Consider the following 24,976-nt stretch of genomic DNA (forward strand, 5'->3'; position numbering starts at 1 on the left):
GCGAGCGGCCTCCGCTCGCCCTTCCTCAACGCGCCCGCAGCAACGCCTTCAGACGCACGCCCGACGGCCGCCGGCAATGCACCGTCACCCGCTGCAAGCCCAGCCAGTCAGCCATCTCGTCCAGTCGTTCGGCCAACATGCTCCAGGCGGCCTCGTCCGGTCCCGGCGTTTCGTCGTGCACCGCATGCACCACCAGTTGCCCCCCGGCCCGCTCGGCGCGCAGGTCCACCCGCGCCACCAGGCGCTCGCCGAAGAGGAACGGCAGCACGTAGTAGCCATAGACGCGCTTGTGCTGCGGCGTGTAGATCTCCAGGCGGTAACGGAAGTCGAACAACCGCTCGGTACGGGCGCGCTCCCACACCAGCGAGTCGAACGGCGACAACAACGCACTGGCCGCGACCTTGCGTGGGATCACCGCATCCGCGGGGCAATAGGCCTGCGCCTGCCAGCCCTGTACCCGCACCGGCAACAGCGCACCCTCCTCCACCAGTTCGGCAAGGCGCGCCTTGCTGTCGCCGGGCTCGAAACGGAAGTAATCGCGCAAGTCCTTTTCCGTCGCCACGCCAAGGGCGCGCGCCGAATGCAGCAGCAACCGGCGCTGGGCCTCGGGCTCGTCCGGCTCGGCTCCGGCCAGCATCGACGGCGGCAACACCCGTTCGGGCAGGTCGTAGAGACGTTCGAATCCGCGTCGGCCGGCGACCGTCACCTCGCCGGCGGCGAACAGCCACTCCAGCGCATGTTTTTCCGCGCTCCAATCCCACCAGGGGCCGGCGCGCTCCTCACGGGTGCTCAGGCTGCCGGCGCCCAGGGCACCCTGGTCACGCACGGCGTCCAGCACCCGACGGATCACCGGTTGCTGCTCGCGGCCGAAGCGGGCGAGCTGTTGGTAGATGCCGCGCCCCTCCGACGCCCGGCGCATGCGCCAACGCATCAGCGGATAGAGCTCCAGCGGCAGCAGCGAGGCCTCGTGCCCCCAGTATTCGAACAGACGCCGCTGGCGCCCCGAACTCCAGGCGGCCTCCTCCAGCATCGCCAGGGGATAGGTGCCCAGCCGCGAAAACAGCGGAAGATAATGGGATCGCACCAGCGCGTTCACCGAGTCGATCTGCAACACGCCCAGGCGCTCCAGCATCGCCCGGACGTGGCGGCGCTGGACCTCGGCCGGCCGCCGCTGCGTGAACCCTTGGGCGGCCAGCGCCAGGCGGCGGGCCTGTTTGACGGACAGCGACTCGGCAATCGGCATCGACACACTCCACGACCGGACAGGCCCTAGAGCCTAGCGCCAAACCCTACGTCCCGGCGCGCCGATCGCTCAGGACGGTACCGCGACACGTCCCGGCATCGAGTAGGGCCTGGCGAAGGTGAACACCTCATCGCAAGCCCCCTGCGCCTGCAACAGCTCCAGCTTGCGCCGCGCCATCCATACATCGGGCAACTCTCCGGCCGGCAGCCACCACAGCGCCAGGCTCGGCGTCGGCAGCTTCTCCATCCAGTCGCGCTTGTTGCGCAGCACGGCGAGATGCTCACCGCCGTAGACGTACTCACGCAGCGCCTCGACGGACGTCCAGAGCGACAGGTTGACGATGATCAGCGGGTCGTCGAAGGCACGGATCGAGGTGGCATCGCCCTCATCGGTCTGCAGGCGCCAGATGAACCCGGGGCTCGCCTCGGCCAGCCGGTTGATGGCGTCCAGTTGATCGACGAAGCCTTTCATCAGGGGCTGGTCCAGCGGTGCGCGGGCCTTGGCGATATTGACTTGGGCGAGGTGGTAGTTCGAAGACATGAGCATTCCCTGGCAAAGTGTTTGATCCAGCACGACAGCGGGCGGCACGACGATCTCGCGTGCCGCCCGTACAGCTCAGCGTTTCAGGGCATCGATCCAGAATGGACGCTCGATTTCCTCCTGGATATCGGCACGGCTCAGGCCGATATCCTTGAGCGCCTCATCGCTCAAGCCAGCCAGCAGGCGGCGCTGACGAGCCAGTTCGTGCCATTGCAGCAACCGCTTCAGGGCACGTTTCCACAGCGGCGCGGCCGGCGCCTCGTGAGCATGATGGAACATCGATACGAAACCCGGTTGACCTTTCATCGTGCATCCCTCCATGTGGGCCTGGATGCAGTCTCGCCTCGGCGCTAAGATCAATCCAACGAATCATTCTTATGCATCCCATCTCGGAGATTGATGAATGAGCAGCTTCCCCAGCATCGACAGCGAACTGCTGCGCACCTTCGTCGCCATTGCCGATCACGGCGGCTTCACCCGCGCCGCCGAGGTGGTCAACCGCACCCAGTCGGCGGTGAGCATGCAGATGAAGCGCCTGGAAGAGGACGTGCTGGAACGCGCGCTGTTCGAGCGTGACGGACGGCAGGTGCGCCTGACGCCGGAGGGCCAGGTACTGCTGGGCTTTGCGCGGCGCATCCTGCGCCTGCAGGGCGAGGTGTTCAACACCCTGCGCCAGCCCCACATGGTCGGCGCGGTGAAGATCGGCACGCCGGACGACTACGTGATGCGCTTCCTGCCGGAGATTCTTTCGCGCTTCGCCCAGGCCTATCCGCTCGTGCAGGTGGAAGTGCACTGCGACTCGTCAGCCCAATTGCTGATGCGCAACGACCTCGACCTGTCCATCGTGACCCGCGAACCCGGCACCGAGATCGGCCAGTTGCTGCGCCAGGAACCCTTCGTCTGGATGGCCGCCGAAGGCTTCTGCCCGCAGGACCAGCGCCCTCTGCCGCTGGCGATGTTCAATACCACCTGCTTCTGCCGCGCCTGGGCCTGCAACGCCCTGGAAGCACTGGAAATCGACTACCGCATCGCCTACAGCAGCCCAAGCCTGTCGGCGCTGTTCGCGGTGGCCAGCGCCGGCCTGGCGGTGACCGCGCAACTGCGCAGCCTGCTGACCGGCAACCTGCGCATCCTCGGCGAGGAGGAGGGGCTGCCGCTGCTGCCCAACGCCAGCATCGTGCTGCTGCGCGGGGCAAAGATGACGCCGGTCACCGACAAGCTGGCGGAGTACATCGTCGAAGGCTTCCGCGCCTGACGGGAGACCGGGGCGCGTCCGCGGCGGGAATCGATGAGACAGCTGTTCAACAAATAGCCATCGCGCTAAATTAATGCGCAATTATCTGCTCACTCCGGACGCTCCCCCAGGGCGTCTCCCCAGGCTCTCTATCCAGGAGACGTGCGATGGCCCGGCCAGACCCGACCTGCGAAGCACTCAAACTCGACAACCAGTTGTGCTTCGCCCTCTACTCCACCTCCCTGCAGATGACCAAAGTCTACAAGCCGCTGCTGCAGGCACTGGGGCTCACCTACCCGCAATACATCGCCATGCTGGTGCTGTGGGAAGGCGACGGCATCACCGTCGGCGAAATCAGCGCGCGGATGCTCACCGACCCCGGCTCCCTCACCCCTCTGCTCAAGCGCCTGGAAGCCGAAGGCCTGATCACCCGCACCCGCAGCCAGGCCGACGAGCGCGTGGTGCAACTGCGCCTGACCGACAAGGGCCGCGAACTGCGCCGACAGGCGGAGAGCATTCCAGGCTGCATCCTCGCCAGCAGCCGTCTAACGTTGGAAAAGCTCCAGCGACTTCAACAGGAATTGGTGGAGCTGCGCGAACAGCTGCAAGCCCCATGATCCGGGGCTTATGCCTGAGCGCACCGTTCTTTAGTCCGAAATCTTCCAGCATTTATCTTGCGCACTAAATTAAATCGAACTAACTTTATCCCCACGCACTGCTTAGCGCACAAGATATTAACCAGCAAGACAATCGGAGACACCACCATGCAAACCATCAAAGCCCTCTACACCGCCACCGCTACCGCCACCGGAGGCCGCGACGGCCGCGCCGTTTCCTCGGACGGCATCCTCGACGTGAAACTGAGCACGCCGCGCGAACTGGGCGGTGCGGGCGGCGAAGCCACCAACCCGGAACAACTGTTCGCCGCCGGCTACTCGGCCTGCTTCATCGGCGCCATCAAGTTCGTCGCCAGCCAGAGCAAGAAACAGATCCCGGCGGACGCTTCGATCACCGGCAAGGTCGGCATCGGCCAGATCCCCGGCGGGTTCGGCCTGGAAGTGGAACTGAACATCAACCTGCCGGGACTGGATCTGGCCGATGCCCAGGACCTGGTCGCCAAGGCCCACCAGGTCTGCCCCTACTCCAACGCCACCCGCGGCAACATCGACGTACGCCTGAACGTGAGCGTCTGAGAAAAGCCAGACGGCAGAAACGAAAAAGCCCGGCATCAGCCGGGCTTTTTCTTGTCTCGGTTCAGGCTCAGGCCTTGACGCGGGACTTGTACTCGCCGGTGCGGGTATCGATTTCGATCGAGTCGCCGATTTCGCAGAACGCGGAAACCTGCAGCTCGGCACCGTTCTTCAGGCGAGCGGTCTTCATCACTTTACCGGAGGTGTCGCCACGGACAGCCGGCTCGGTGTAGACGATTTCGCGAACGATGGTGGTCGGCAGTTCAACGGAGATGACTTTCTCGTTGTAGAAGACCGCTTCGCAGACGTCGGCCATGCCGTCTTCGATGAAGGTCAGCACGCCTTCCAGATCGTCTTTCTCGATTTCGTACTGGTTGAACTCGGTGTCCATGAAGACATACAGCGGGTCCGCGAAGTAGGAATAGGTGACTTCCTTGCGATCGAGGATGATCGGCTCCAGCTTGTCGTCGGCCTTGAACACGGTCTCGGTGCCGGCACCGGTCAGCAGGTTCTTCAGCTTCATCTTGACGACCGCGGAGTTACGGCCGGATTTGTTGAACTCGGCCTTCTGGATGACCCAGGGGGCGCCATTGATGTTGGCAACCTGGCCAGCGCGAAACTCTTGTGCGGTTTTCATACGATTATCCGATTGGATTGGAGACAAAAAACAGGGGCCATATCATAGCCAATTTGTATAAAAACGCACCAGCCCCGCGGCAAGATCGGTTTGTTCGGTCAAACGCCGCTGCCAATTGCCAACCCACGCGGACCATTCCGGCAGCCGCCCGTCCAGTCTTCGCCAGGCTTCACCGGCCTCCCCCCGCCCGTTCCAGGCCAGCCAGAAATCGCTCAGCGCCTCCCGCAGCGACGCATCCATGCCCTCGGCGAACAGCGCCAGGAAGGCCTCCAGCTTTTCCAGATGGAGGTCGTCCTCCTGCTGGTAGATGTGCCAGACGAAGGGGCGCCCGGCCCACTGCGCGCGGACGAAGGAGTCCTCGCCACGCACCGCGTTGATGTCGCAGCTCCACAGCAACGGGTCGTAGTCTTCCTGGCGGACGAACGGCAGCACCTGCACGCGAAGGGCGCCACGCTCGCAGCCCTGCCCTACCCCCAGCGGCCGCTGCGCCCAGCGCCGGACATCACCCAGCACCCGCCCTTCGGGCACCAGCAGCAGGGTTGGCGTCGCCCCCTCGGCCAAGGCGTCCAGCCAGCCGGCGAGCCCGGGGTTTTCATAGGCGAACAGGGAAATGCGCCGCTCCCCGTAGCGTACCTGCACGCCGAGGCTTTCGAGGAAACGAGCGCCGCTGTCGGGATCGGACTGGAAAGCATCCCGGCGCCGGATCAGATCGCCTTCACGCAGCAACCCGCCGGTGAGCGGTGTGAAGCCGGGGAAATAGAAGTATTTCTGCAGGCCGTTGGGCTGCATGGATGGGAGGCCGTGGCAGGACTCCACCCAGGGCTCGGCGCTGAGGTATTCGAGGTTCAGCCACAGCGAAGGCTTCGGCCGCCGGGTCATCGCCTCTATATAGGCAGGCGGCATGGCACAGGCGAAGGCTTCGATCACCACATCCGCCGCATCGGTATCGCGCCAGGCCTGCGGCCAATGCCGAATCTCCACGCCGGACAGCCGCTGTGATTGCACCTGCACATCGGCCTGGGGGCAGATGCGCACGAAAGCCGCCAGGTCATCCACCCACAGGCGTACCGCCTGCCCGTGCTCGACCGCCAATTGGCGCGCCAAGCGCCAGGTGACACCGATGTCGCCATAGTTGTCGACCACACTGCAGAAGATGTCCCAGCTCGCCATGCGCTTTCCCTGGTATCAGAAGGCGCCAGTGTACCCGCGATCCGGCCTATTCTCCTTAAGCCGATGAATCCGTTGAAAAAAGCATGCAAAAAACATTTGCGTTCGGACAAACCTTTGAGTAAAGTGCGCGCCTCGACAGACACAGCGCTGTCGAGAAATCTGGTGAGGTGTCCGAGCGGTTGAAGGAGCACGCCTGGAAAGTGTGTATACGAGAAATCGTATCGAGGGTTCGAATCCCTCCCTCACCGCCAGATCATGAAAAAGCCCGGCTAAGCAATTAGCCGGGCTTTTTCGTTATGCCATCACACTTTCTTCACGCCCTGCAAGTTGTCACTCGGACAACTCATTACGGCGATTAAACAGTTGCTCGATGATTAGTGACAATCATCTGACAGCTTGGTTCCCCACCACCGGAAACAGGCTATCCTCCCTGCTGACACCCATTGGAAACACTCCTTTGCCAGATTGGACAGTTTTTGCCCAAATCCGCCTCGGGCAACTGCAAAGACCGTCCTAACATGAAAAAAAAGTGCCGTACTTGCGTCCGGTCAGTTTACTTACTACAAGTAATGGGTACTATGTAGTCCGGCTAATTTCCCAGTCCTGGGAGATTGCTTTTAATGGAAATGTCCACCTTAAGGGGAACACGATGAACAACGTTCTGAAATTCTCTGCTCTGGCTCTGGCCGCTGTTCTGGCCACCGGTTGCAGCAGCAACTCCAAAGAAACCGAAGCTCGTCTGACTGCTACTGAAGACGCTGCTGCTCGCGCTCAAGCCCGTGCTGACGAAGCCTATCGCAAGGCTGACGAAGCTCTGGCCGCCGCTCAGAAAGCCCAGCAGACCGCTGACGAGGCTAACGAGCGCGCCCTGCGTATGCTGGACAAAGCCAGCCGCAAGTAATAGATCTTCGGATCTGTTCGAAAAACCGACCCCTCGGGGTCGGTTTTTTTATGCCTGCGATTTCTCTTGCGCCGACAGAAAGCATGCCCACGGGAAATGACGGGCAAGAAAAAGCCCGCTCGAAGCGGGCTCTTTCATAGCAGTACGAGTTACTGCAGCGACATGGCGTCCTGATCGACAGTGGCCGCCACCGGAGCGCCCTCCGCTTGCGGCTGGGCAATGGCGACCGGCAGGCCATCTTCGGCAGCCACCACTTCACGGACCACGTTCCAGTCCATCTGCATCTGACTGGCGATGTCTTCACGCTTGAGCAGCGCATTGATCACCGCAGTGTGCTTGTCGACCACCGACGGATTGCCGTTGTCGTCGATCGGCGCATGGGCCTCGAGATAGATCTTGCCTTCGCTGCGGCCGAACTTGTAGGGCTCGTTGATGATGCGCACCTTGGTGCCCACCGGAATCATCGAGAACAACTGGGTCACGTCCCAGTTGTACATACGGAAGCAGCCGTGACTGGTACGGGTACCGATACCGAACTTCTTGTTCGAGCCGTGGATCAGGTAACCGTGGAAGCCCAGGCTCATCTTGTACGGACCCAGCGGATTGTCCGGCCCCGGCGGCACCACGGACGGCAGCGGATCGCCATCGGCAGCGTGCTCGGCACGAATCGAAGCCGGCGGATACCAGGCCGGGTCCTTGGTCTTGGCGATCACGCTGGTACTGCCGACCGGCGAACCCCAACCCTCGCGACCGATACCCAGGGCGTAGGTGTAGACGACGTTCTTGTCCTTGGGGAAATAGTACAGGCGGTACTCGGCCAGGTTGATCACCACGCCTTCGCGCGGCCCCGCCGGGAGGATGAAGCGGGTCGGAATGATGACTTCGGTGCCCACGCCCGGCAGCCAGGCATCGACGCCCGGGTTGGCAGCCAGCATTTCGGAGTAGCCGAGGCCGTACTTCTCGCCGAGGTCGGCAAAAGTGTCTTCGTACTTGGCCTTGATCACCTGGACCTGGCCGACGATATCGTCGCCCTGAGCCGGCAATGGCAATTCAATGGCGGAAACGGGGCCGGCCGAGAGCAGCGCGGCTAAGGACAGCGAGCAGGCGGCAATAACGCGCGACAACATCCGGGAATCCTTGACAAGGGCAATGGGCAAAGGGGTAACAGTTTACCATTGCGAACCACGTCACTGGGAGATATCAGACGAGCCAGGAGGTCCGCGCGCCGCGCTTTTCCTGTTCCAGTTGTTTCAGGCAGGCGCTGCAGATGCGCCGGTCGCGCAGCAGCGGCTTCTCAAGTCCGCGCCAGAGCGGCTGGGCCGGCAGCAGGCTGCCGCAGAGCGTGCGGTCGGCCGGCGTCCCCAGCTCCAGTTGACGCGCAACGAGGTGCACCCGGACCTCGCGGCAGGCGAACAGATCCAGTTGCTCGTCGGGTTCGATCAACTGGTAGGCGAAGTGGGTCCAGGCGGGGCGCGGCATAGGGGGTTCCAGAAGGGTGCGCAAACATAGCCGAAAGGCCGTTCGCGGGGAAGCCTTGATACTGCGGTTTCTCAGAGCAATGGCTTGAGCGTCGGCCAGACGTTGTCGAGCAGTTTAGGTTGCGCGACGGTGGCCGGATGGATTCCGTCCGCCTGCATCATCGACGGCACGCCGCCGACCCCGTCGAGGAAGAACGGCACCAGCGCGATCTGCTGCTCCCGGGCCACGCTCTCGAACACCCGGGCGAAGGCATCGGTGTAGCGCGGGCCGTAGTTCGGCGGCAGCTTCATGCCCAGCAACAGCACCTTGGCCCCCGCCTTCCGCGACTGCTGAACCATGTCGCTAAGATTCTGTTGCAATTGCGCCGGGGCCATTCCGCGCAGCCCGTCATTGCCACCCAGCTCGATCACCACCAGCGCGGGCTTTTGCTCCGAAAGCAGCGCCGGCAGGCGCGCGAGGCCACCCGCGCTGGTGTCACCGCTGATCGAGGCATTGACCACCCGGTAGTCGAAACCCTGCGCCTTCAGGCGCTTGTCCAGCAGGCTCACCCACCCCTGGCTGGTATCCAGCCCCAAACCGGCGCTGATACTATCGCCGACGATCAACAGCGTCTGCGCCGCGGCCTGCTGCGCAATCAGAAGCAACGCCAGGCAGCCGCCCATTAGCCATGCACGCATCGGATTCTCCATGAGCGAACGCATTCTCACCGCGCGGAACCTTAGCAAGGTTGTTTCCAGCGCGGAAGGCAAGCTGACCATCCTCCACGACCTCTCCCTCGATCTTTCCCGCGGCGACAGCCTGGCCATCGTCGGCAGCTCGGGCTCGGGCAAGTCCACCCTCCTGGGCCTGCTCGCCGGGCTGGACTTGCCGTCGGGCGGCGACATCCTCCTGCTCGGCCATTCGCTGGGCAGCCTGGATGAAGACCAGCGCGCGCGCGTCCGTGCCGCCCATGTCGGCTTCGTATTCCAGTCGTTCCAACTGCTCGACAGCCTCAACGCTCTGGAAAACGTCATGCTGCCGCTGGAGCTCGACGGCCGGGCGGACGCCCGGCAACGCGCTCGCGAGCTACTGGAGCGCGTCGGCCTCGGCCAGCGCCTGACCCACTACCCCCGCCAGCTCTCCGGCGGCGAGCAGCAACGAGTCGCCATCGCCCGCGCCTTTGCCGCCGAGCCGGACGTGCTGTTCGCCGACGAACCCACCGGCAACCTCGACACCACCACCGGCGAGCGCATCAGCGACCTGCTGTTCGAGCTCAACCGCGAGCGTGGCACCACCCTGGTGCTGGTGACCCACGACGAACGCCTGGCCCATCGCTGCCAACGCCTGATCCGCCTGGAAAGCGGCCACCTGATCGACCACGCCGAACCCTGACGGACGAGAGCCGATGAAGTCACTGTCGCTGCCCAACCTGTTCCGCCTCGCCCTGCGCCAACTGTGGCGCGAAGGGCGCAGCGGCGAGTTGCGGGTGTTGTTCTTCGCCCTGCTGGTCGCCGTGGCGGCCAGCTCCGCCATCGGCTACTTCAGCGCCAGGCTGAACGCCGCGATGCTGGTGCGCGCCGCCGAATTTCTCGGCGCCGACCTGGTGCTCAGCGGCACCCGGCCCGCCACCGGCGAGCAGGTCGACAGCGGCCTCAGGCTCGGCCTGCAGCACGCACGCAGCGTCGAGTTTTCCAGCGTGGTGGCCACCGACCAGGGCATCCAGCTCAGCAGCGTCAAGGCGGTGGGCGACAGCTACCCCTTGCGCGGCGAACTCAAGAGCGCGCCGGAACCCCTGCAGCCCGAGATCGAAGGCGGCCGCCCGCAGCCGGGGGAAATCTGGGTCGAATCGCGACTGCTGGCAAGCCTCGAGCTGAAGGTCGGCGACAGTGTCGACATCGGCCGCACGCCCCTGCGCATCGCTCGCGTGCTGACCTACGAGCCGGATCGCGCCGGCGACTTCTACAGCCTGACGCCACGGGTGCTGATGAACCTGCGGGACCTGGATGCCACCGGCGTGGTGCAGCCCGGCAGCCGCGTGCGCTACCGCGACCTCTGGGGCGGCCCGCCCGAGGCGCTGCAGGCTTATCGCCAGGCGGCGAAGAACAGCCTCGCCGCCAACCAGCAACTGCAGGACGCCCACCACGGCAACCGGCAGATCGGCGACGCCCTGGGTCGCGCCGAACGCTACCTGAACCTCGCCAGCCTCGCCGCCGTGCTGCTCGCAGGCGTCGCCGTGGCGCTGTCGGCCAACCGCTTCGCCACCCGCCGCTTCGACGCCAGCGCGCTGCTGCGCTGCCTCGGTCTGTCGCACCGGGAAGCCCTGCTGCTGTACGGCACGCAACTGTTCACGCTGGGACTGCTCGCCAGCCTCTGCGGCGCCTTCCTCGGCTGGCTCGCCCAGCTTGGCCTGATGCACCTGCTGGGCAACCTGCTGCCGCCGCAGATCCCCGAAGCCGGAATCTTCCCCGCACTGGCCGGCATGGCCACCGGCTTCGTCGCCCTCGTCGGCTTCGCCCTGCCGCCGCTGGCCGCCCTCGGCCGCGTGCCGCCGCTGCGGGTACTGCGCAGCGACCTGCTGCCCGTGCCCATGCGTACCTGGATGGCCTATGCCTGCGCGCTGCTCGCCCTGGGCCTGATCATGTGGCGCCTGAGCCTGGACCTGAAGCTCACCCTCGCCCTGCTCGGCGGCGGCGCCATCGCCGCGGTGATCCTCGGCTTCATCATGCTGCTCGCCCTGCGCGGACTTCGCAGCGCGCTGCAGGGCGCCAGCCTGTCCTGGCGCCTCGGCCTCGGCCAACTGCTGCGCCACCCGCTGGCGGCCGCCGGACAGAGCCTGGCCTTCGGCCTGATCCTGCTGGCGATGGCGCTCATCGCGCTGCTGCGCGGCGAGCTGCTGGACACCTGGCACGCACAACTGCCGGCGAACGCACCCAATCACTTCGCGCTGAACATCCTGCCCGCCGAGAAGGACAGCTTCGAGCAGCGGGTGAAGAAACTCTCGCCCAATGCCGAAGACCTCTACCCGATGGTGCCCGGCCGCCTGGTGGCGGTGAATGGCCAGCCGGTCCATGCGCTGAACGAGGACGTCCGCAGCGAACGCGCCCTGCAGCGCGATCTCGGGCTGACCTGGTCGGCGCGCCTGCCGGCGGGCAATCAGATCGTCGCCGGGCAGTGGTGGCAGGCGGGCGAGAACAACGGGCTCCCCGGTGTATCGGTGGAGGAAAAACTCGCCGGCAACCTCGGCCTGAACGTCGGCGACCGCCTGAGCTTCAGCGTTGCCGGCCAGACCCGCGAGGCACAGGTGCGCAGCCTGCGCTCGGTGAAATGGGACAACTTCCAGCCGAACTTCTTCATGGTCTTCGAACCCGGCACCCTCACCGACCTGCCGGTAACCTACCTGACCAGCTTCTACCTGCCGATCAGCCAGGAGCGCGACCTGATCGAACTGGCGCGCGCCTTCCCCACCGTCACGCTGCTGCCGGTGGATGCGTTGCTCGCACAGTTGCGCAGCATCCTCGACCAGGTGACGCTGGCGGTGGAGTACGTGCTGGTGTTCGTCCTCGCCGCCGGCTTCGTGGTGCTCTTCGCCGGCCTGCAGGCCACCCTCGACGAACGCCTGCGCCAGGGTGCCCTGCTCCGCGCCCTGGGCGCGGAACGCCAACTGCTGATGCGCACCCGGCGCAGCGAGTTCGCCCTGCTCGGGGCGGTCAGCGGACTGCTCGCGGCGCTGGGCTGCGAACTGATCAGCTACCTGCTCTACCGGATGGTCTTCGAGCTGCCGTGGAGCCCGCATCCCTGGCTGCTCGCACTGCCCGTGCTGGGCGCACTGCTGGTGGGCGGCGCCGGGCTGCTCGGCACGCGGCGGGCGTTGAGCGTGAGCCCGTTGCGCCTGCTGCGCGAAGGCTGATCGGGTAGACTCCGGTCATCATTCCTGTCACCTCGGAAGCCATGAGCCGTTATCGCCCTCCCCGCCCCGCCGGTACCCCGCTGATCACCCCCGAAGGCGAAGCGCGCCTGCGCGCCGAGCTGCACGAGCTGTGGAACGTGCGCCGTCCGCAAGTGACCCAGTCGGTCAGCGAGGCGGCGGCCCAGGGTGATCGTTCGGAGAACGCCGAGTACACCTATGGCAAGAAGATGCTGCGGGAGATCGACAGCCGCGTGCGCTTCCTGCGCAAGCGCCTGGAGAACTGCAAGGTGGTGAGCGAGCGTCCGGCCGACCCGAACAAGGTCTACTTCGGTGCCTGGGTCACACTGGAGGACGAGGACGGGGAGCAGGCACGCTATCGCATCGTCGGCCCGGACGAACTCGACCTGCGCAACAATCACATCAGCATCGACTCGCCACTCGCCCGCGCCCTGGTGGGCAAGGAGCTGGACGCCGAGGTGATGGTGCGCAGCCCGGCCGGTGAAAAGATGTGGTTCGTGATCGAAATCGAGTATCCCTGAACCATCATCGGCACGATGAAGGGATATGCCCTTGCAGGAGCGAGCTTGCTCGCGAACCCGCCTCGGCTCCGGCGCTACCGGTGAGCCCGTTCGCGAGCAAGCTCGCTTCTACAGGAATAAACCGGGATCAGAACGGCTGCGGCCGCCGGGTGATCAGCCCCTGCCGGGCGACACGGGTGAGTTCGCGAACCGTGGACTCCAACTGCCCGGCACTGGGCGCCTGGACCACGGCGAAGTCGAAGCGGTCGGATGGGAAACGGGCGATGTCGGCGACGGTTTCGGCGAACTGGACCAGGAACGTACGCGAACCGTTCCAGCGCTTGGGCCAGCCATCGAGATAACGAACGAGAGTGGGCTGGTGATTGCCGCCCAGGAGGATCTTCGGGTTGCGACGCACCAGGCTGGTGGTGATGGGGGCCAGGCGCACATGCGGGTTGGGGCAGGTCATGGTCTCTAGTCTTCCGCCTCTTGAGTCCTGCTGGACGCGGCGAGAGGCACACCGAAACCAGCGCTTTAGCGGTATTTCGATGTCGGCTTCGCCGCATCCGCGCCCCGCAAGTTGCTACTTAAATCGGCGCTGTTCGGCATCCTAGATAAGCCCCGGCGATACTGTCAAGGCGACTTCTGTCGAGGGAAACACAATGAGCACACCCCCGCTGCGGCTGTTCTTCGCCCTGCCCTGTCCACCGGAGCTGGCGGAAGCGATCTGCACCTGGCGCACCGGCCTGCACCTGGATGGCCAGGGCGTCGCGCAGGCCAATCTGCACCTGACCCTGGCCTTCCTCGGCGCCATCCCCCGCGGCCGCAAGGCGGACCTGCTGGCCATCGGCGCGAGCCTGCCGCGCCGCGCGTTCACCCTGCAACTGGACCGCCTGGCCCGCTGGCGGAACGGCATCCTGCACCTGGCGCCAAGCACGGTGCCCGACGAACTCCACGAGCTGGCGCAGGCCCTGCGCGAAGCGCTGCAGGCCAATGCCTTCGAGGTCGAGCAGCGGCCGTTCCATCCACACCTGACCCTGGCGCGCCACGTCCACACCCTGCCGCCCGCGCAACCGTCCTTCGAATGGCCGGCCCGCGCGATCACCCTGTACAGCTCGGAAAACAGCCCGACGGGCGTGCGCTATCGCCCTCTCGGCGAATGGCCGCTAGACCACCCCTGACTGCGCGTAGTCGAGGAAGCGACGCAACGCCGCCGTGGGGAATTTATCGATGTGCAACGCGCGGAAGAAGGTGCGCCGCAGCGGCCCCAGTGGATTGTCCAGGCGCACCAGCTCTCCCCGCGCCAGCTCCGCGTGGACCACGCGCTGCGACAGGCAGGTGATCCCCGCCCCACGGCCCACCAGATGCTTGATCGCCTCGGCGTTGCTGATTTCCAGCGGCGCGTTCAGGCTACCCAGGCGCGGCAGCACCTGCTGCTCGAACGTGACGCGGGTGCCCGATCCGGACTCGCGCAAGACCCAGCGTGCCGCCGCCAGGTCCTCCAGGCTGACCTGCCGCGCCAGCGCCAGCGGATGGTCCGGCGCGGCCACCAGCAGCAGCTCATCGTCGGTCCAGGGCGTGAGCTGGATCTGCGGATGCTGGATCGGCGCCTCGATGAAGGCCACGTCCAGACGAAACTCGGCCAGCGCCTCGATCACATCGCGGCTGTTGGCCACCTGCAATTGCAGCCGGCTGTCCGGCAACTCAGCGAGAAAGCCCGCCATCACTTGTGGCAACAGGTAGCCGCCGATGCTGCGGCTCGCCCCCAGGCTGAGCTGCACCGGCGCGACCCCGAACAGGTTCTCCAGCTCCTCGCCCTGGGCCAGCAACGCGCTGGCCTTCGGATAGAAGGCGCGACCGTTGTCGTTCAGCGCCAGGCGCTTGCCACTGCGATCGAACAGACGTGTCCCCAGCGCCCGTTCCAGTTCCTGCAACGCCTGGCTTGCCGCCGACTGCGAGAGCGCGATGCGCGTGGCCGCCTGGGTGACATTGCCCAGTTCGGCAATCGCGGTGAAGGTCGCCAACTGGCGAAGGGTGATGCGAGGAGCCATATCGATAAAACCGTTCAACTCAATAAGAACAATCCGTTTTTACACTAAGTGGCGCCACGGCACCATGACGACACCTTACACAAGGAGCCCTTCATGAACGCCGCCCTACGCCGCCTGCCCTACTACCTGCCCGGCGCCCTGCTCTGCCTCGCCATCGCTTTCGGCTCGCGCCAACTGATGGAAATTCCCGCACTGCAACACCTGGGCCTCGGCAGCCTGACCCTGGCCATCCTGATCGGCCTGCTGGCGGGCAATCTCGGGCTCGCCCGCTTCGGCGGCATTCGTCCCGGCGTGGACCTGTCCCGCCAACAACTGCTGCGTCTGGGCGTCGTGCTCTATGGCCTGCGCCTGACCTTCCAGGACATCGCCGCCCTCGGCCCGGCCGTCCTGATCATCGACGTGCTGATGGTCGCCAGCACCCTGACCGTCGCCTGGTGGATCGGCGAGCGCTGGCTCAAGCTGCCGCGCGAAAGCGCCCTGCTGATCGGCGCCGGCAGCGCCATCTGCGGTGCCGCGGCGGTGATGGCGAGCAGCCCGGTGCTCAAGGCGCGCGCCGAGCACACCGCCGTCGCCGTGGCCACCGTGGTGCTGTTCGGCACCCTGGCGATGCTGTTGCACCCGATGATCTATGCCGCGCTGCCCAACCTGTTCGGCAGCGATCAGGCCTTCGGCGTGTTCAGCGGCTCGACCATCCATGAAGTCGCCCAGGTGGTCGCCGCCGGACGGGCTATGGACCCGGCCGCCGCCGACGCGGCGCTGATCAGCAAGATGCTGCGCGTCCTGCTGCTGGCCCCGGCGCTGCTGATCCTTGGCCGCATCGGCAGCAGCGAAGTCGCCGAGCCGGGCCAACGCCGCAAGCTGCACGTTCCCGGTTTCGCCGTGGCCTTCCTGCTGGTCACCGGGCTACGTTCGCTGGGCTGGGTTCCGCACAGCTGGCTGGCGCCGCTGCAACAGATGGACGACGTGATGCTGGGCATGGCGATGGCCGCCCTGGGACTGGCGACCCGCCTGGGCGACCTGCGCAAGGAAGGACCCAAGCCGCTGTTGCTGGGTGCTGGACTGTTCGTCTTCCTGCTGGTCGGCGGCGGCCTGATCAATGGCGGCGTGCAGTACCTCTTCCACTGATCCGGCGAGCAAGGAAAAAGGGCGGACACCATCGGTGTCCGCCCTTTTTTTGCATTTCCCAGCGGCGATCAGCTGGACAGCTTGCGATCCAGGGAGAACGGACCGGCGCCGCTGATCAGCAACGCGACGCTGATCATGATCAGAGTGAAGGCATATTCGAAACCGTTGGCGGTGATGAAGAAGCCATTGACCAGGTGCACGCTGAACACGGCCACCAGCATGGCGACGATCAGCGGAATGCTCGCCAGGCGCACCAGCAGCCCCAGCACCAGCGCAAGGCCACCGAAGAACTCCGCACTGCCGGCCAGGACAGCCATCAGGTAGCCCGGGGTCACACCCAGGGACTCCAGCCATCCCGCCATGCCCTGCAGCCCCGGGCCGCCGAAGGCGCCGAAGAGCTTCTGCGAGCCGTGTGCCATGAAGGTCAGGCCAGTGGTGATGCGCAGGACAGCGATGCCTGCGCCGGCGTTGGTGGACAGGATGGATTTGATCAGCGGGTTCATGGTGAGTCCTTGTGCAGAAGGGAGTGGGCCGCAACCGTGGTTGCTTGGGGATCAATATAGACAATTATCTCGATACAAAAAGCGCAAAAATTCCCTTTAATCAATCGAAATAATCAATCATTTTTTGATCGTTGCCACGCTCTCCCGTGGCTCCAGGCCATCACGTTCACGCTGATATGCAAGATAGTACTTGTTGACGCTGCTGACATAGTTCACCACGCCCATGCCCAGCTGCTCGGCCGCCACCCGCTCGACCTGGAAGAACCAGCGGTTCGGGTCGAGCCCTTGCCGCCGCGCCTCCGCGCGCAGGCTCTGGATCCGCTCGGGACCGGCGTTGTACGCCGCCAGCACGAAGGCCATGCGATCGCGCTCGTTGATCCGCGGACTGGAGAAGAAGCGCTTGCGCAGCATCGCCACATAGCGGCTGGCGGCCTGCACATTGCTTTCCTTCTGGTGCACGGAGCCCACTCCCACGGCACGCGCCGCCGCCGGGGTGATCTGCATCAGGCCGGTCGCGCCACCGGCCCCGCGCGCGCTGGCATTGAGGTTGGATTCCTTGAACGCCACCGCGGCCAGGGCCAGCCAGTCGACCTTGTTCTGCTCGGCGTAGCGTTGCAGGGTCGGGCGCACCGCTTCCAGACGCTTGCGATCGGTGGCCACCAGCGGGTTGCGCACCTGGTAGGCGCGCCGATAGAGACGCCGGAAGGCGCTGTCCTGGTCCGCCGGCGGACGGTATTCCTTGAGGAAGCCGTTGACGCTGGCGCGCAGCATCGGCGCATCGCGGCGCACGTACCAGGTCATGCTTTCGGTGTTGTCCAGCACCAGGTGCCGGTCGACGCGCAGCTTGGTGAAGACCTTGGCCCAGCGCTCGGCGATGGGCTGCTCGACCACGGTGTAGTTGAAGATACCGGCCTGGACCATCTCCAGCACGTCTTCCACAGCCAGCGAGGAGTCGGTCCATTCCAGCACCAGCGGCGCCATCCGGCGCTGGGCCAGACGCTCGTTGACCCGCTGTATGGCCTCCCCGGCCGCGCTGCCGGCCGGCAGGGTGATGGTGCGGCCGGCGAGCTGCTCCAGCCGTACGAAGCGGCGGTTGCCCTGCTTGGTCACCAGCACCAGCGGTACGTCCTGCTTCCACGGCAGGCTGGCGCTGACATTCTGCCCATCGCGGGCCAGCAGGATCTCGCCGGGGGCGACCAGATCGCCCTCGCCACGCTGCAGCGCGCCGAGCAGTTGATCCTTGGCCTTGGGAATGAATTTGATGGTGAGCGGTTTGCGGCCCGCGGCCGAGTCGTTCAGGTACTGCTCGAAGGCGCGCAGGCGGCGATATTCAATGCCGATGGGCTCGCCCTTGATCTCCCCGGAGCTGTTGCGACTCTGGTTGACCAGGACGCGGAGAACGCCACCGGAACGGATGGAGGCAAGATCATGGCTGCTACCACTATCCTGCTCCCAGTTTTCTGGCTGGGTCGTCAGGCGTGCAGTCGCCGGCAGTGGCATCAGGGCCACCAGGCACAGCATCAGCAGCAACAGTCGCGTCATCCAGCTCTCCAGGGGGGGTTGCACACGGCACCGGCCCAATCAGAGCGCGGCGTTGGCCACAAGTTCCCGGCCGCCGAGGGCGCGCGAGGGTCTCATAGCAAGGGCCGTATGCCAACCCGAAATTCCGGAAGCACTTTCAGAAGTGGCTTCAACTATCTGTTTTCAAAGGTTTTTATGGAAAAACAGAGGTTCTGCTATGCTGCTCGCCCGAACCAAGGGAAGCACCATGCAACTGATCGACATCGGCGTCAACCTCACGCACCCGAGCTTTGCGCCGGAACGTGAAGCTCTCCTCGCCCGCGCGTTCGACGCCGGAGTCGCCCAACTGGTGATCACCGGCACCAGCCTGGACGACAGCGAGCAAGCCCTGGAGCTGTGCCGGCGACTGGACGAAAACCAGCGCCTTTACTGCACCGCGGGCGTCCACCCGCACGAGGCCAGCCACTGGAACGACGACAGCGCCCGCACCCTGCGCGGCCTGTTGAAGGAAGACCGGGTGCGCGCCGTCGGCGAGTGCGGACTGGACTTCAATCGCGACTTTTCGCCACGTCCGCAACAAGAGAAAACCTTCGAGGAACAACTGGCGCTGGCCGTCGAGTTGCAGAAGCCCGTGTTCATCCATGAACGCGACGCCGCCGAACGCCTGCTGGCGATCCTCAAGGATTTCCGCGACACGTTGCCCGCCGCCGTGGTGCATTGCTTCACCGGCGAGCGCCGCGCGCTCTACCGCTACCTCGACCTGGACCTGCACATCGGCATCACCGGCTGGATCTGCGACGAACGCCGCGGCACCCACCTGCAGGAGCTGGTCAGGGAAATCCCCGCTGGCCGGCTGATGCTGGAAAGCGATGCGCCCTATCTCATGCCGCGCACGCTGCGGCCCAAGCCCAAGCACGGCCGCAACGAACCGGCCTACCTGCCGGAAGTGCTGGCCTGCGTGGCCCAGCATCGCGGCGAAAGCCCCGAGCAGGTGGCCGCCCACACCACCGATTGCGCACGACGCTTCTTCGATCTTCCAAAGGTGTGATGCCGCTCTCAAGATTACCGCCCAGCGGCCGTTAACCCCGGTGTGGAAGGTGGCTTGATCCCCATCAGTAGCCAGCCTTCATCCTTTTCACGACAATGGCGGCGCATTGCCACCATTCGACCGACAAGAAGACCATCATGGCCGCCTGGATCCGCGACATTTCCCTCAAATACAAATTCTGGGCCGTAAACGCGGTCACCTTTTTCACCACCCTGCTGCTGGTGCTGTTCGCCATGCACCAGGAGCTCGATGCCCGTAACCAGCAGGCGCGCCAGGGCGCCGAAGCCCAGGCTCGTCTGCTGCAGGACTGGCCTGCCGCCACGCCGCTGCCCGGCAGCGCAACGCTGGTGGGCTTCGCCGCCGGTAGCGCACCGCAGGTTCCCGGCCTGGACGCCTCCGCCCTCGCCCGCGCCAACGGCTGGGTCGACCTGCAAGGCGCCGAAAGCCGCCTCGGCCCGCTGGCCGGCGCCTACGTCCAGAACCTGAACGACGGCCAGCGCGTCGCCGTGCTGGCACCCGGCGCCAGCCTCTGGAGCGTATTCGAGGACCGCGCGCCGGCCTACGCGGTCGCCGTGCTGGTGCTGATGCTCGCACTGCTCGCCGCCTCGCAGTTGCTGATCCGCTTCATCCTGACCCACCTGCTGACCCTGCGCGACGTGATGCTGCACGTGGAAAAGAGCGGCGACCTCTCCGCCCGCGTGCCGCTGGAAAGCCGCGACGAAGTCGGTCAGATGGCCACCGCCTTCAATGCCATGCAGGCGGGCTACCAGAGGGTCGTCAGTACCGTCGCCCAGGCCGCCGGCCGCCTCGACGAAGGCGCTCGCAGCCTCGCTGCCAGCATGGGCCAGGTGCGCCAGGGCATGCTCGGCCAGCAGAGCGAGACCGACCAGGCCGCCACCGCCATCAACGAGATGTCCACCACCGTGCACCACATCGCCCAGCACGCCGCCGACACCCGTGACCAGTCGCAGGAAGCCGACCGCCTCGCCGGCAACGGCCAGCAAGTGGTCGGTCGCGTCGGCCAGTCCATCGCCGGGCTGTCCCAGGGCGTGCAGCAGACCGCCGAGATGATCCAGCAACTGGCCCAGGACAGCCACAAGATCAGCAGCGTGGTCAGCGTGATCCACGGCATCGCCGAACAGACCAACCTGCTTGCCCTCAATGCCGCCATCGAGGCCGCCCGCGCCGGCGAGATGGGCCGCGGCTTCGCCGTGGTCGCCGACGAGGTGCGCAACCTCGCCAAGCGCGTGCAGGACTCCACCGACGAGATCACCCAGATGATCAACGCCCTGCAATCCGGCACCCGCGACGCCGTGGAGTTCATGCAGGAAAGCTCGATCAAGGCCGACGGTTGCGTCGAGGAAGCCCGCGAGGCCGGCGAGGCCCTGGCAGCCATCGCTTCGGCCGTGGCGCTGATGCGCGAGAGCAACACGCAGATCGCCGTGGCCGCCGAACAGCAGAGCCAGGTCGCCGAGGAGATGACCCGCTCGGTGGTCGGCATCCGCGACGTCACCGAGCTCACCGTGCAGCAGACCGTGGATTCGGCCGGCACCAGCCATCAACTGGCGGACCTCGCCGGCGAACTCAGCCGCGCGATCCGCCAACTGCGCCTGTAATCCCTATCGACCGCATAGCCAGCGCCGATTGGCGCCGCTTCCCAGCCTGGACCTAGACTTCGAACAGGTACCCGCCGCCCGCGGCGGGTCCGTCTTCGTACAGGAGCGTGCTCATGGCCAAACGTCATCCCAACCTGCTCGCCTGGCAATGGCGGGGCTATGCCGCCAACCACCGCAACCCCACCAACCTGGCGCTGCACATCCTCGCCGTGCCGCTGTTCATCCTCGCCAGCGTGATCCTGGTCAGCGGACTGCTGCGCCTGCACCTGAGCGGCGTCGCCCTGGGCGTGATCGGTATCGTCGCTTCGCTGGCGATCCAGGGGCGCGGGCATAAGCTCGAGGAACAGCCGCCGGAGCCTTTCGCGAATCGCCAGGACGCCATCGGCCGGCTGCTCGCCGAGCAATTCATCACCTTCCCCCGCTTCGTGCTCAGCGGCGCCTGGTGGCGCGCCTGGCGAAATCGCAGGCGCTGACGGGGGCGCGGCATTTCGGCCATTCAAGACAGCCGGGCATTCGCCGATATAATCGTCGAAATTACGTCACGAGCTGTCGAGATGTCGGTTTTTCGTCATTTTTTTGGCTTTTCAGTCTGCCTGATTATTGGCAGCCAGGTATCGGCGAGCCAGCACACTCCCCGCCCCGCCGAACGTAAGGTGCTCACACTGGAAATCGCCAGCCACCCCGAGGCGACCAGGCACCTGTCCCTGCCGGCGCTGGAGCGTCTGTCCCACCGCACCTATGCCGCCATGCTCCCGGAGGAAAGCCACATCTCCCACTGGCAGGGCGTTCCCCTGAGCCTGCTGTTCGATGAGGCCCATCTTGAGACATCCCAACGCCTGCGCATCGACGCCCTGAACGACTACTCCGCGCTGATCCCCCTGAGCGACCTGAACGCCTACGAGCCGATCCTCGCCTATCGCCGCGATGACCGTTACATCGGCATCAGCGAGCGCGGCCCGCTGTTCATCATCTATCCGCTGGTACGCCACCCCGAGTTGCGCACCCAGCTTTATTTCAACCGGACCGTCTGGCAGGTCAACCGCATTACCCTGGAGTGATCGCCTTGCCCCCTCAGCCTTCCGGGCGTCGCTGGCGCCGCTTGACCTTCATCGTGCTCTGCGTGCTGATCGCGGGGCTCGCCCTGGGCGCCTGCGCCGCCCTGCTGCTGGTCAACCAGCATGCCCGCCAATTGGCGCATCCCAACGCGCACGGCGAGCTGTGGCAGGCGTATCAGGTGCGCGCCGAACTGGAGCGCTCGCTGGACACTGCCCAGGCCGTGCTGGATGGCCGCAGCGACAGCGACGCCCTGGCCACCCGCATCGAAGTCCTGGTCAGCCTGCTGGCGCCACTGCGGACCTCAACGGTCTTCAGCCATCTTGCCGAACCACGGCCGGAAACCCGCGAAACGCTGGAGCAGCTCGACCGGCTCAGCGCGGACTGGGCCGGACGCGCGCCCTGGGGCCAGCCCGCAGCGGCACGGACGATCGCCCAGGAGATGCTCGGCCGGCTGCCAGCGCTGCTCAAACCCACCCACGACCTCATCGTCGCCACCCACATCGCCCTGACCAACCAGCTCGACGAGGAGCGCCAGGACCTGCAGCACGCCTTCATCCTGCTCGCCTGGGTACTCGTCGGCCTGGGCCTGTGCTGCGTGTTGCTGATCCGGCGGGTCATCGCCAACTCGCGGCGCAAGCGGCGGCTCACCCAACGCCTGAACGACCTCAACCAGTCCCTGGAAAAGCGCGTGGAGCAGCGCACCCAGGAACTGAGCGAACGCAAGGCGCTGCTGCGCTACATCCTCGACACCAGCCCCAGCGACGTGGCGCTGCTCAACGACCACGACAGCCACGCCCATTACGTCAGCCCGAGCCTGCTGCAACGCACCGGCGCGGACGACGACAGCTTCAACCTCGCCCGCCTGTTCGACGACCCCGATGAAGAAAGCCGCTTCCGCCAGGCGCTCGGCGAGCTCGGTCGGCTGGATGGCTGGGAAACCCGGCTGGCCGGCGATCCGCCGTACTGGGCGGTGGTCTGGGCACGCCAGTTGAACGTCGAAGGGCAACCCGCGTCCCTGGTGTGGAGCTTCGACATCCAGCAGCGCAAGGCGCTGGAACAGGAACTGCGCCTGCTCGCCAGCACCGATCCGCTGACCGGCCTGCAGAATCGCCACGCCTTCGTCAAACGCGGCGTCAGCCTGCTCAAAGCCGCCCAGCGCTATCAGCGCCAATGCTCGGCGCTGATGTTCGACATCGACCACTTCAAGCGGATCAACGACAACCACGGCCATGCCTTCGGCGACACGGTGCTCAAGGCCGTGGCCAGGGAGTTGAACCACGGCCTGCGCGAGATCGATCTGCTCGGCCGGCTGGGCGGCGAGGAGTTCGCTGCGATCCTCCCGGAAACCGATCCGCAACAGGCACTGCAGGTCGCCGAACGGCTGCGCCGCGCCGTGCAGGCACTGTCCTTCAATGACCAGGACGGCAGCGAGCTGCGCCTGACCCTGAGCATCGGCGTGGCCGAGCGCCTCCCCGGCGAGGTGCGCCTGGAGGACCTGCTGGCCCGCGCCGACCGCGCCCTCTATCGCGCCAAGGCCAGCGGCCGTAACCGCACCGAGCGGGCGCCGGGCTAGCCGAAGATGGTCGCCGTCTGCCGGCTGATCGCCAGCAGACGGCCGTCGGACGCCCAGCAATGCGCGGCGATGTGGCCATAGCCATCGCGTGCGTGTTCGATGGTCGCCCGGTACTGGCACCAGCCGTCGACGGGCATGTCCGGCTGTGGCTGGATGAACTCGATGGTCCAGGTCAGCGAACTGGACGGCGCCGGGCTCTTGAGGTGCGGCAGCGTCGCCGGCGGCCAGGCGTCGATCAGCGCCAGCAGGTGCGACACCTCCATCGACGCAGCGCCCACGCCGTCACCGCGAAAACGCATCCAGCCGCCCATTTCGACCTCGCGGCTGGAGGAGAACGGCATGTGCCCACGCGCCCAGCGCATGGCGATGTGCTGGGTGAAGGCCGGCATCAGCTTGCGGATGAACGGCAGTTCCTGGCAATGCTCGGGCTCCTGGAAGCCGGGCGCCGGCAGGTTCTCCACCTCGACGCTGGAGCTGCGCGACTCGCCGAAACTGCCCTGTACCAGCGCCACCACCTGGCCGTTCTGCACCGCGCGGCAGAACACCTGGCTCACCGACTTGCCCTCGCGCAACGCCTCGGCCTCGAAGCTCACCGGTGTTTCCACCTCGACCGGGCCGACGAAAGTGATCGCCAGCGAGCGGACCGGCCGCCCCGCCTGGGTCACCGCGCGCATCGCCTCGTAGGCCGCCGCGGCCACCAGCCCGCCGAAGCTCGCCCGGCCCTGCGCCCAGGTCGTCGGGATCACCACGGAACGCGGTGCGGCACGCACCGCCTGAAGCATTTCGGTGAAAGTCATGGATCGCTTCCAGTGTGGGTTCGGGCAGCGATCTTAGGCCGAAGGCCGGCATGCGCACACTCTCCAAAGCGCTGTTCGCTCCAGAAAAAATGACGCGTCATCAACGCCTTCTATGGTGTCAGCCCAGGGCTTTCTGCAGGACCTCGAGGCTGTCGTCGGCATCGCGCTCGGCGAGGTCGTGGAGGGCACTCCAGTGTGGCTGCAGCGGCATCAGGTCCAGCTCGCGCTCGCTGCGGATCAGCCACTGCTCGTAGTCGTGCCAATCGCCCAGGGCCGTCTGGGCATTCTTCAGCGGTACGAGCAGGCGCTGCGGCACCGCCGACTCCTCGGGATAGGCCTCCAGCGAATAGCGCACCCGCTTGATCAGCAGGCGCAGGCGGTGACGGTCGTGCGCGGGGTCCTTCAGCGCCAGCCGCAGCTTCTGCCACTCCTTGGCCAGGCGCTTGCGCACCTTGCCGTGCAGGCCGCCCAGCACGGCATGGCGTTGCGCCGTGCGCCACAATTGCGGCCAGCCATCCAGGCGCATCAGCAGGCGATCCCACTGCGGACTGGCGAGCAGCGCGATGTAGCCCGACAGCAAGGCCGGACGGCGTAGCGCCGCAGCCTGCTCGTAGCCTTCGGCCTGCAGGACCGGCAACAGCACCTCCAGGTCGCGCAGCGGCCCGCTCAGCCGGCCCACGTCGCCCAGCGACTCTTCCAGCTCATCGATGCCCGGCATCCCGCGCACCGGGTGCAGCAGGCTGCGCAAGCGCCGCACGGCGATGCGCAGGTCATGCAGGGCTTCGGGGTCGGAGCCGGCGCTCAGACGGGCGGAGGCGGAAAACAGCGCGACCTCCTGCTCGATCAGATGAGTCACCAGATAGTCGCTGAAGGAGGACACGGCAGGCT

The 24,976-nt window shown here is 65.9% G+C and carries 28 protein-coding genes and 1 tRNA gene; 15 read left to right on the forward strand and 14 right to left on the reverse strand.

Annotation, left to right across the window (positions count from 1 at the left end):
• Positions 1-25: 25 nt before the first annotated feature.
• The 3 genes from H681_RS15695 to H681_RS15705 form a co-directional block, all read right to left on the reverse strand.
• The gene (locus H681_RS15695) at positions 26-1,243 is read right to left on the reverse strand and encodes a winged helix-turn-helix domain-containing protein (RefSeq protein ID WP_015477859.1); all 1,218 of its coding nucleotides are present in this window, start codon (positions 1,241-1,243) and stop codon (positions 26-28) included.
• 69 nt (positions 1,244-1,312) lie between these two features.
• Positions 1,313-1,783 carry a DUF3291 domain-containing protein gene (locus H681_RS15700; RefSeq protein WP_015477860.1) on the reverse strand — a complete coding sequence of 157 codons (471 nt, stop codon included), beginning with the start codon at positions 1,781-1,783 and terminating at the stop codon, positions 1,313-1,315.
• Between the two features lie 75 nt (positions 1,784-1,858).
• Positions 1,859-2,089: a DUF1127 domain-containing protein gene (locus H681_RS15705; protein ID WP_015477861.1), complete on the reverse strand. Its 231-nt coding sequence runs from the start codon at positions 2,087-2,089 to the stop codon at positions 1,859-1,861.
• A gap of 97 nt (positions 2,090-2,186) precedes the next feature.
• Here H681_RS15705 and H681_RS15710 point away from each other — a divergent pair, with 97 nt between their 5' ends.
• From H681_RS15710 to H681_RS15720, 3 genes are all read left to right on the forward strand, one after another.
• Positions 2,187-3,038: a LysR substrate-binding domain-containing protein gene (locus H681_RS15710; protein ID WP_015477862.1), complete on the forward strand. Its 852-nt coding sequence runs from the start codon at positions 2,187-2,189 to the stop codon at positions 3,036-3,038.
• Between the two features lie 146 nt (positions 3,039-3,184).
• Positions 3,185-3,634: a MarR family winged helix-turn-helix transcriptional regulator gene (locus H681_RS15715; RefSeq protein ID WP_015477863.1), complete on the forward strand. Its 450-nt coding sequence runs from the start codon at positions 3,185-3,187 to the stop codon at positions 3,632-3,634.
• A 147-nt stretch (positions 3,635-3,781) separates the two neighbouring features.
• Positions 3,782-4,210 carry an organic hydroperoxide resistance protein gene (locus tag H681_RS15720; RefSeq protein WP_015477864.1) on the forward strand — a complete coding sequence of 143 codons (429 nt, stop codon included), beginning with the start codon at positions 3,782-3,784 and terminating at the stop codon, positions 4,208-4,210.
• Between the two features lie 67 nt (positions 4,211-4,277).
• Here H681_RS15720 and efp read toward each other — a convergent pair whose 3' ends face one another.
• Together efp and earP are read right to left on the reverse strand one after the other, a co-directional pair.
• Positions 4,278-4,844: an elongation factor P gene (gene efp, locus H681_RS15725; protein ID WP_015477865.1), complete on the reverse strand. Its 567-nt coding sequence runs from the start codon at positions 4,842-4,844 to the stop codon at positions 4,278-4,280.
• 42 nt (positions 4,845-4,886) lie between these two features.
• Positions 4,887-6,014, reverse strand: a complete 1,128-nt coding sequence (gene earP, locus H681_RS15730; protein WP_015477866.1) for an elongation factor P maturation arginine rhamnosyltransferase EarP — start codon at positions 6,012-6,014, stop codon at positions 4,887-4,889.
• Between the two features lie 161 nt (positions 6,015-6,175).
• On the opposite strand from earP, the gene H681_RS15735 reads away from it, so the two are divergent.
• Positions 6,176-6,265: transfer RNA gene (locus H681_RS15735), tRNA-Ser, on the forward strand.
• Between the two features lie 398 nt (positions 6,266-6,663).
• On the forward strand, positions 6,664-6,915 hold the full coding sequence (oprI, locus tag H681_RS15740; protein ID WP_015477867.1) for an outer membrane lipoprotei OprI: 252 nt from the start codon (positions 6,664-6,666) through the stop codon (positions 6,913-6,915).
• Positions 6,916-7,064: 149 nt separating this feature from the next.
• Here oprI and H681_RS15745 read toward each other — a convergent pair whose 3' ends face one another.
• The 3 genes from H681_RS15745 to H681_RS15755 form a co-directional block, all read right to left on the reverse strand.
• A complete protein-coding gene (locus H681_RS15745; protein WP_015477868.1) occupies positions 7,065-8,042 on the reverse strand; it encodes a L,D-transpeptidase family protein in 978 nt (325 codons plus the stop codon).
• A gap of 73 nt (positions 8,043-8,115) precedes the next feature.
• Entirely contained in the window at positions 8,116-8,394 is a 279-nt protein-coding gene (locus H681_RS15750) for a hypothetical protein (protein WP_015477869.1), read from the reverse strand.
• A 71-nt stretch (positions 8,395-8,465) separates the two neighbouring features.
• A complete protein-coding gene (locus H681_RS15755; RefSeq protein ID WP_015477870.1) occupies positions 8,466-9,071 on the reverse strand; it encodes an arylesterase in 606 nt (201 codons plus the stop codon).
• Positions 9,072-9,081: 10 nt separating this feature from the next.
• Between H681_RS15755 and H681_RS15760 the strand changes: the two genes are divergently transcribed.
• From H681_RS15760 to greB, 3 genes are read left to right on the forward strand one after another with little or no spacing between them, the layout of a single operon-like run.
• Positions 9,082-9,765: an ABC transporter ATP-binding protein gene (locus tag H681_RS15760; protein ID WP_015477871.1), complete on the forward strand. Its 684-nt coding sequence runs from the start codon at positions 9,082-9,084 to the stop codon at positions 9,763-9,765.
• A 13-nt stretch (positions 9,766-9,778) separates the two neighbouring features.
• On the forward strand, positions 9,779-12,280 hold the full coding sequence (locus H681_RS15765; protein ID WP_015477872.1) for an ABC transporter permease: 2,502 nt from the start codon (positions 9,779-9,781) through the stop codon (positions 12,278-12,280).
• A gap of 41 nt (positions 12,281-12,321) precedes the next feature.
• Entirely contained in the window at positions 12,322-12,819 is a 498-nt protein-coding gene (greB, locus tag H681_RS15770) for a transcription elongation factor GreB (RefSeq protein ID WP_015477873.1), read from the forward strand.
• A gap of 127 nt (positions 12,820-12,946) precedes the next feature.
• On the opposite strand, the gene H681_RS15775 is transcribed toward greB, so the two are convergent.
• Positions 12,947-13,267, reverse strand: a complete 321-nt coding sequence (locus tag H681_RS15775) for a hypothetical protein (RefSeq protein WP_015477874.1) — start codon at positions 13,265-13,267, stop codon at positions 12,947-12,949.
• 193 nt (positions 13,268-13,460) lie between these two features.
• Here H681_RS15775 and thpR point away from each other — a divergent pair, with 193 nt between their 5' ends.
• Positions 13,461-13,979 (forward strand): RNA 2',3'-cyclic phosphodiesterase, encoded by a 519-nt coding sequence (gene thpR, locus H681_RS15780; RefSeq protein WP_015477875.1) that lies wholly within the window; start codon positions 13,461-13,463, stop codon positions 13,977-13,979.
• Here thpR and H681_RS15785 read toward each other — a convergent pair.
• A complete protein-coding gene (locus H681_RS15785) occupies positions 13,965-14,849 on the reverse strand; it encodes a LysR family transcriptional regulator (RefSeq protein WP_015477876.1) in 885 nt (294 codons plus the stop codon). The genes thpR and H681_RS15785 overlap by 15 nt on opposite strands.
• Before the next feature lie 93 nt (positions 14,850-14,942).
• Here H681_RS15785 and H681_RS15790 point away from each other — a divergent pair, with 93 nt between their 5' ends.
• Positions 14,943-15,974, forward strand: coding sequence for a YeiH family protein (locus H681_RS15790; protein WP_015477877.1), 1,032 nt, complete (start codon positions 14,943-14,945; stop codon positions 15,972-15,974).
• Between the two features lie 68 nt (positions 15,975-16,042).
• Here the strand turns inward: H681_RS15790 and H681_RS15795 are convergent, their stop codons facing one another.
• Both H681_RS15795 and H681_RS15800 read right to left on the reverse strand, forming a co-directional pair.
• On the reverse strand, positions 16,043-16,477 hold the full coding sequence (locus H681_RS15795) for a DoxX family protein (protein WP_015477878.1): 435 nt from the start codon (positions 16,475-16,477) through the stop codon (positions 16,043-16,045).
• Positions 16,478-16,594: 117 nt separating this feature from the next.
• Positions 16,595-18,019 carry a transglycosylase SLT domain-containing protein gene (locus H681_RS15800; RefSeq protein WP_015477879.1) on the reverse strand — a complete coding sequence of 475 codons (1,425 nt, stop codon included), beginning with the start codon at positions 18,017-18,019 and terminating at the stop codon, positions 16,595-16,597.
• 226 nt (positions 18,020-18,245) lie between these two features.
• On the opposite strand from H681_RS15800, the gene H681_RS15805 reads away from it, so the two are divergent.
• The 5 genes from H681_RS15805 (at position 18,246) to H681_RS15825 (ending at position 23,291) form a co-directional block, all read left to right on the forward strand.
• Positions 18,246-19,046: a TatD family hydrolase gene (locus H681_RS15805; RefSeq protein WP_015477880.1), complete on the forward strand. Its 801-nt coding sequence runs from the start codon at positions 18,246-18,248 to the stop codon at positions 19,044-19,046.
• A gap of 137 nt (positions 19,047-19,183) precedes the next feature.
• Positions 19,184-20,662, forward strand: coding sequence for a methyl-accepting chemotaxis protein (locus tag H681_RS15810; RefSeq protein ID WP_015477881.1), 1,479 nt, complete (start codon positions 19,184-19,186; stop codon positions 20,660-20,662).
• Between the two features lie 113 nt (positions 20,663-20,775).
• Complete coding sequence (locus H681_RS15815) at positions 20,776-21,135, forward strand: Mpo1-like protein (RefSeq protein WP_015477882.1); 360 nt, start codon at positions 20,776-20,778, stop codon at positions 21,133-21,135.
• Positions 21,136-21,315: 180 nt separating this feature from the next.
• Positions 21,316-21,720, forward strand: a complete 405-nt coding sequence (locus H681_RS15820) for a hypothetical protein (protein ID WP_015477883.1) — start codon at positions 21,316-21,318, stop codon at positions 21,718-21,720.
• A gap of 5 nt (positions 21,721-21,725) precedes the next feature.
• Positions 21,726-23,291 (forward strand): GGDEF domain-containing protein, encoded by a 1,566-nt coding sequence (locus tag H681_RS15825; protein WP_157883334.1) that lies wholly within the window; start codon positions 21,726-21,728, stop codon positions 23,289-23,291.
• Here H681_RS15825 and H681_RS15830 read toward each other — a convergent pair.
• The gene (locus H681_RS15830; RefSeq protein WP_015477885.1) at positions 23,288-24,088 is read right to left on the reverse strand and encodes an acyl-CoA thioesterase; all 801 of its coding nucleotides are present in this window, start codon (positions 24,086-24,088) and stop codon (positions 23,288-23,290) included. The genes H681_RS15825 and H681_RS15830 overlap by 4 nt on opposite strands.
• Positions 24,089-24,206: 118 nt before the next feature.
• A complete protein-coding gene (locus H681_RS15835; RefSeq protein ID WP_015477886.1) occupies positions 24,207-24,968 on the reverse strand; it encodes a CHAD domain-containing protein in 762 nt (253 codons plus the stop codon).
• Positions 24,969-24,976 lie beyond the last annotated feature (8 nt).

It is taken from the genome of Pseudomonas sp. ATCC 13867 (assembly GCF_000349845.1).
Taxonomy (GTDB): domain Bacteria; phylum Pseudomonadota; class Gammaproteobacteria; order Pseudomonadales; family Pseudomonadaceae; genus Pseudomonas.

Coding starts and splice junctions, on each gene's coding strand:
- H681_RS15700 (WP_015477860.1), bottom strand. CDS start 1,783: ATGTCTTCGAACTACCACCTCGCCCAAGTCAATATCGCCAAGGCCCGC.
- thpR (WP_015477875.1), top strand. CDS start 13,461: ATGAGCACACCCCCGCTGCGGCTGTTCTTCGCCCTGCCCTGTCCACCG.
- H681_RS15760 (WP_015477871.1), top strand. CDS start 9,082: ATGAGCGAACGCATTCTCACCGCGCGGAACCTTAGCAAGGTTGTTTCC.
- H681_RS15795 (WP_015477878.1), bottom strand. CDS start 16,477: ATGAACCCGCTGATCAAATCCATCCTGTCCACCAACGCCGGCGCAGGC.
- H681_RS15695 (WP_015477859.1), bottom strand. CDS start 1,243: ATGCCGATTGCCGAGTCGCTGTCCGTCAAACAGGCCCGCCGCCTGGCG.
- greB (WP_015477873.1), top strand. CDS start 12,322: ATGAGCCGTTATCGCCCTCCCCGCCCCGCCGGTACCCCGCTGATCACC.
- H681_RS15830 (WP_015477885.1), bottom strand. CDS start 24,088: ATGACTTTCACCGAAATGCTTCAGGCGGTGCGTGCCGCACCGCGTTCC.
- H681_RS15720 (WP_015477864.1), top strand. CDS start 3,782: ATGCAAACCATCAAAGCCCTCTACACCGCCACCGCTACCGCCACCGGA.
- H681_RS15710 (WP_015477862.1), top strand. CDS start 2,187: ATGAGCAGCTTCCCCAGCATCGACAGCGAACTGCTGCGCACCTTCGTC.
- H681_RS15775 (WP_015477874.1), bottom strand. CDS start 13,267: ATGACCTGCCCCAACCCGCATGTGCGCCTGGCCCCCATCACCACCAGC.
- H681_RS15800 (WP_015477879.1), bottom strand. CDS start 18,019: ATGACGCGACTGTTGCTGCTGATGCTGTGCCTGGTGGCCCTGATGCCA.
- oprI (WP_015477867.1), top strand. CDS start 6,664: ATGAACAACGTTCTGAAATTCTCTGCTCTGGCTCTGGCCGCTGTTCTG.
- H681_RS15755 (WP_015477870.1), bottom strand. CDS start 9,071: ATGCGTGCATGGCTAATGGGCGGCTGCCTGGCGTTGCTTCTGATTGCG.
- H681_RS15715 (WP_015477863.1), top strand. CDS start 3,185: ATGGCCCGGCCAGACCCGACCTGCGAAGCACTCAAACTCGACAACCAG.
- H681_RS15790 (WP_015477877.1), top strand. CDS start 14,943: ATGAACGCCGCCCTACGCCGCCTGCCCTACTACCTGCCCGGCGCCCTG.
- H681_RS15750 (WP_015477869.1), bottom strand. CDS start 8,394: ATGCCGCGCCCCGCCTGGACCCACTTCGCCTACCAGTTGATCGAACCC.
- H681_RS15765 (WP_015477872.1), top strand. CDS start 9,779: ATGAAGTCACTGTCGCTGCCCAACCTGTTCCGCCTCGCCCTGCGCCAA.
- H681_RS15785 (WP_015477876.1), bottom strand. CDS start 14,849: ATGGCTCCTCGCATCACCCTTCGCCAGTTGGCGACCTTCACCGCGATT.
- H681_RS15745 (WP_015477868.1), bottom strand. CDS start 8,042: ATGTTGTCGCGCGTTATTGCCGCCTGCTCGCTGTCCTTAGCCGCGCTG.
- H681_RS15815 (WP_015477882.1), top strand. CDS start 20,776: ATGGCCAAACGTCATCCCAACCTGCTCGCCTGGCAATGGCGGGGCTAT.
- H681_RS15805 (WP_015477880.1), top strand. CDS start 18,246: ATGCAACTGATCGACATCGGCGTCAACCTCACGCACCCGAGCTTTGCG.
- efp (WP_015477865.1), bottom strand. CDS start 4,844: ATGAAAACCGCACAAGAGTTTCGCGCTGGCCAGGTTGCCAACATCAAT.
- earP (WP_015477866.1), bottom strand. CDS start 6,014: ATGGCGAGCTGGGACATCTTCTGCAGTGTGGTCGACAACTATGGCGAC.
- H681_RS15810 (WP_015477881.1), top strand. CDS start 19,184: ATGGCCGCCTGGATCCGCGACATTTCCCTCAAATACAAATTCTGGGCC.
- H681_RS15705 (WP_015477861.1), bottom strand. CDS start 2,089: ATGAAAGGTCAACCGGGTTTCGTATCGATGTTCCATCATGCTCACGAG.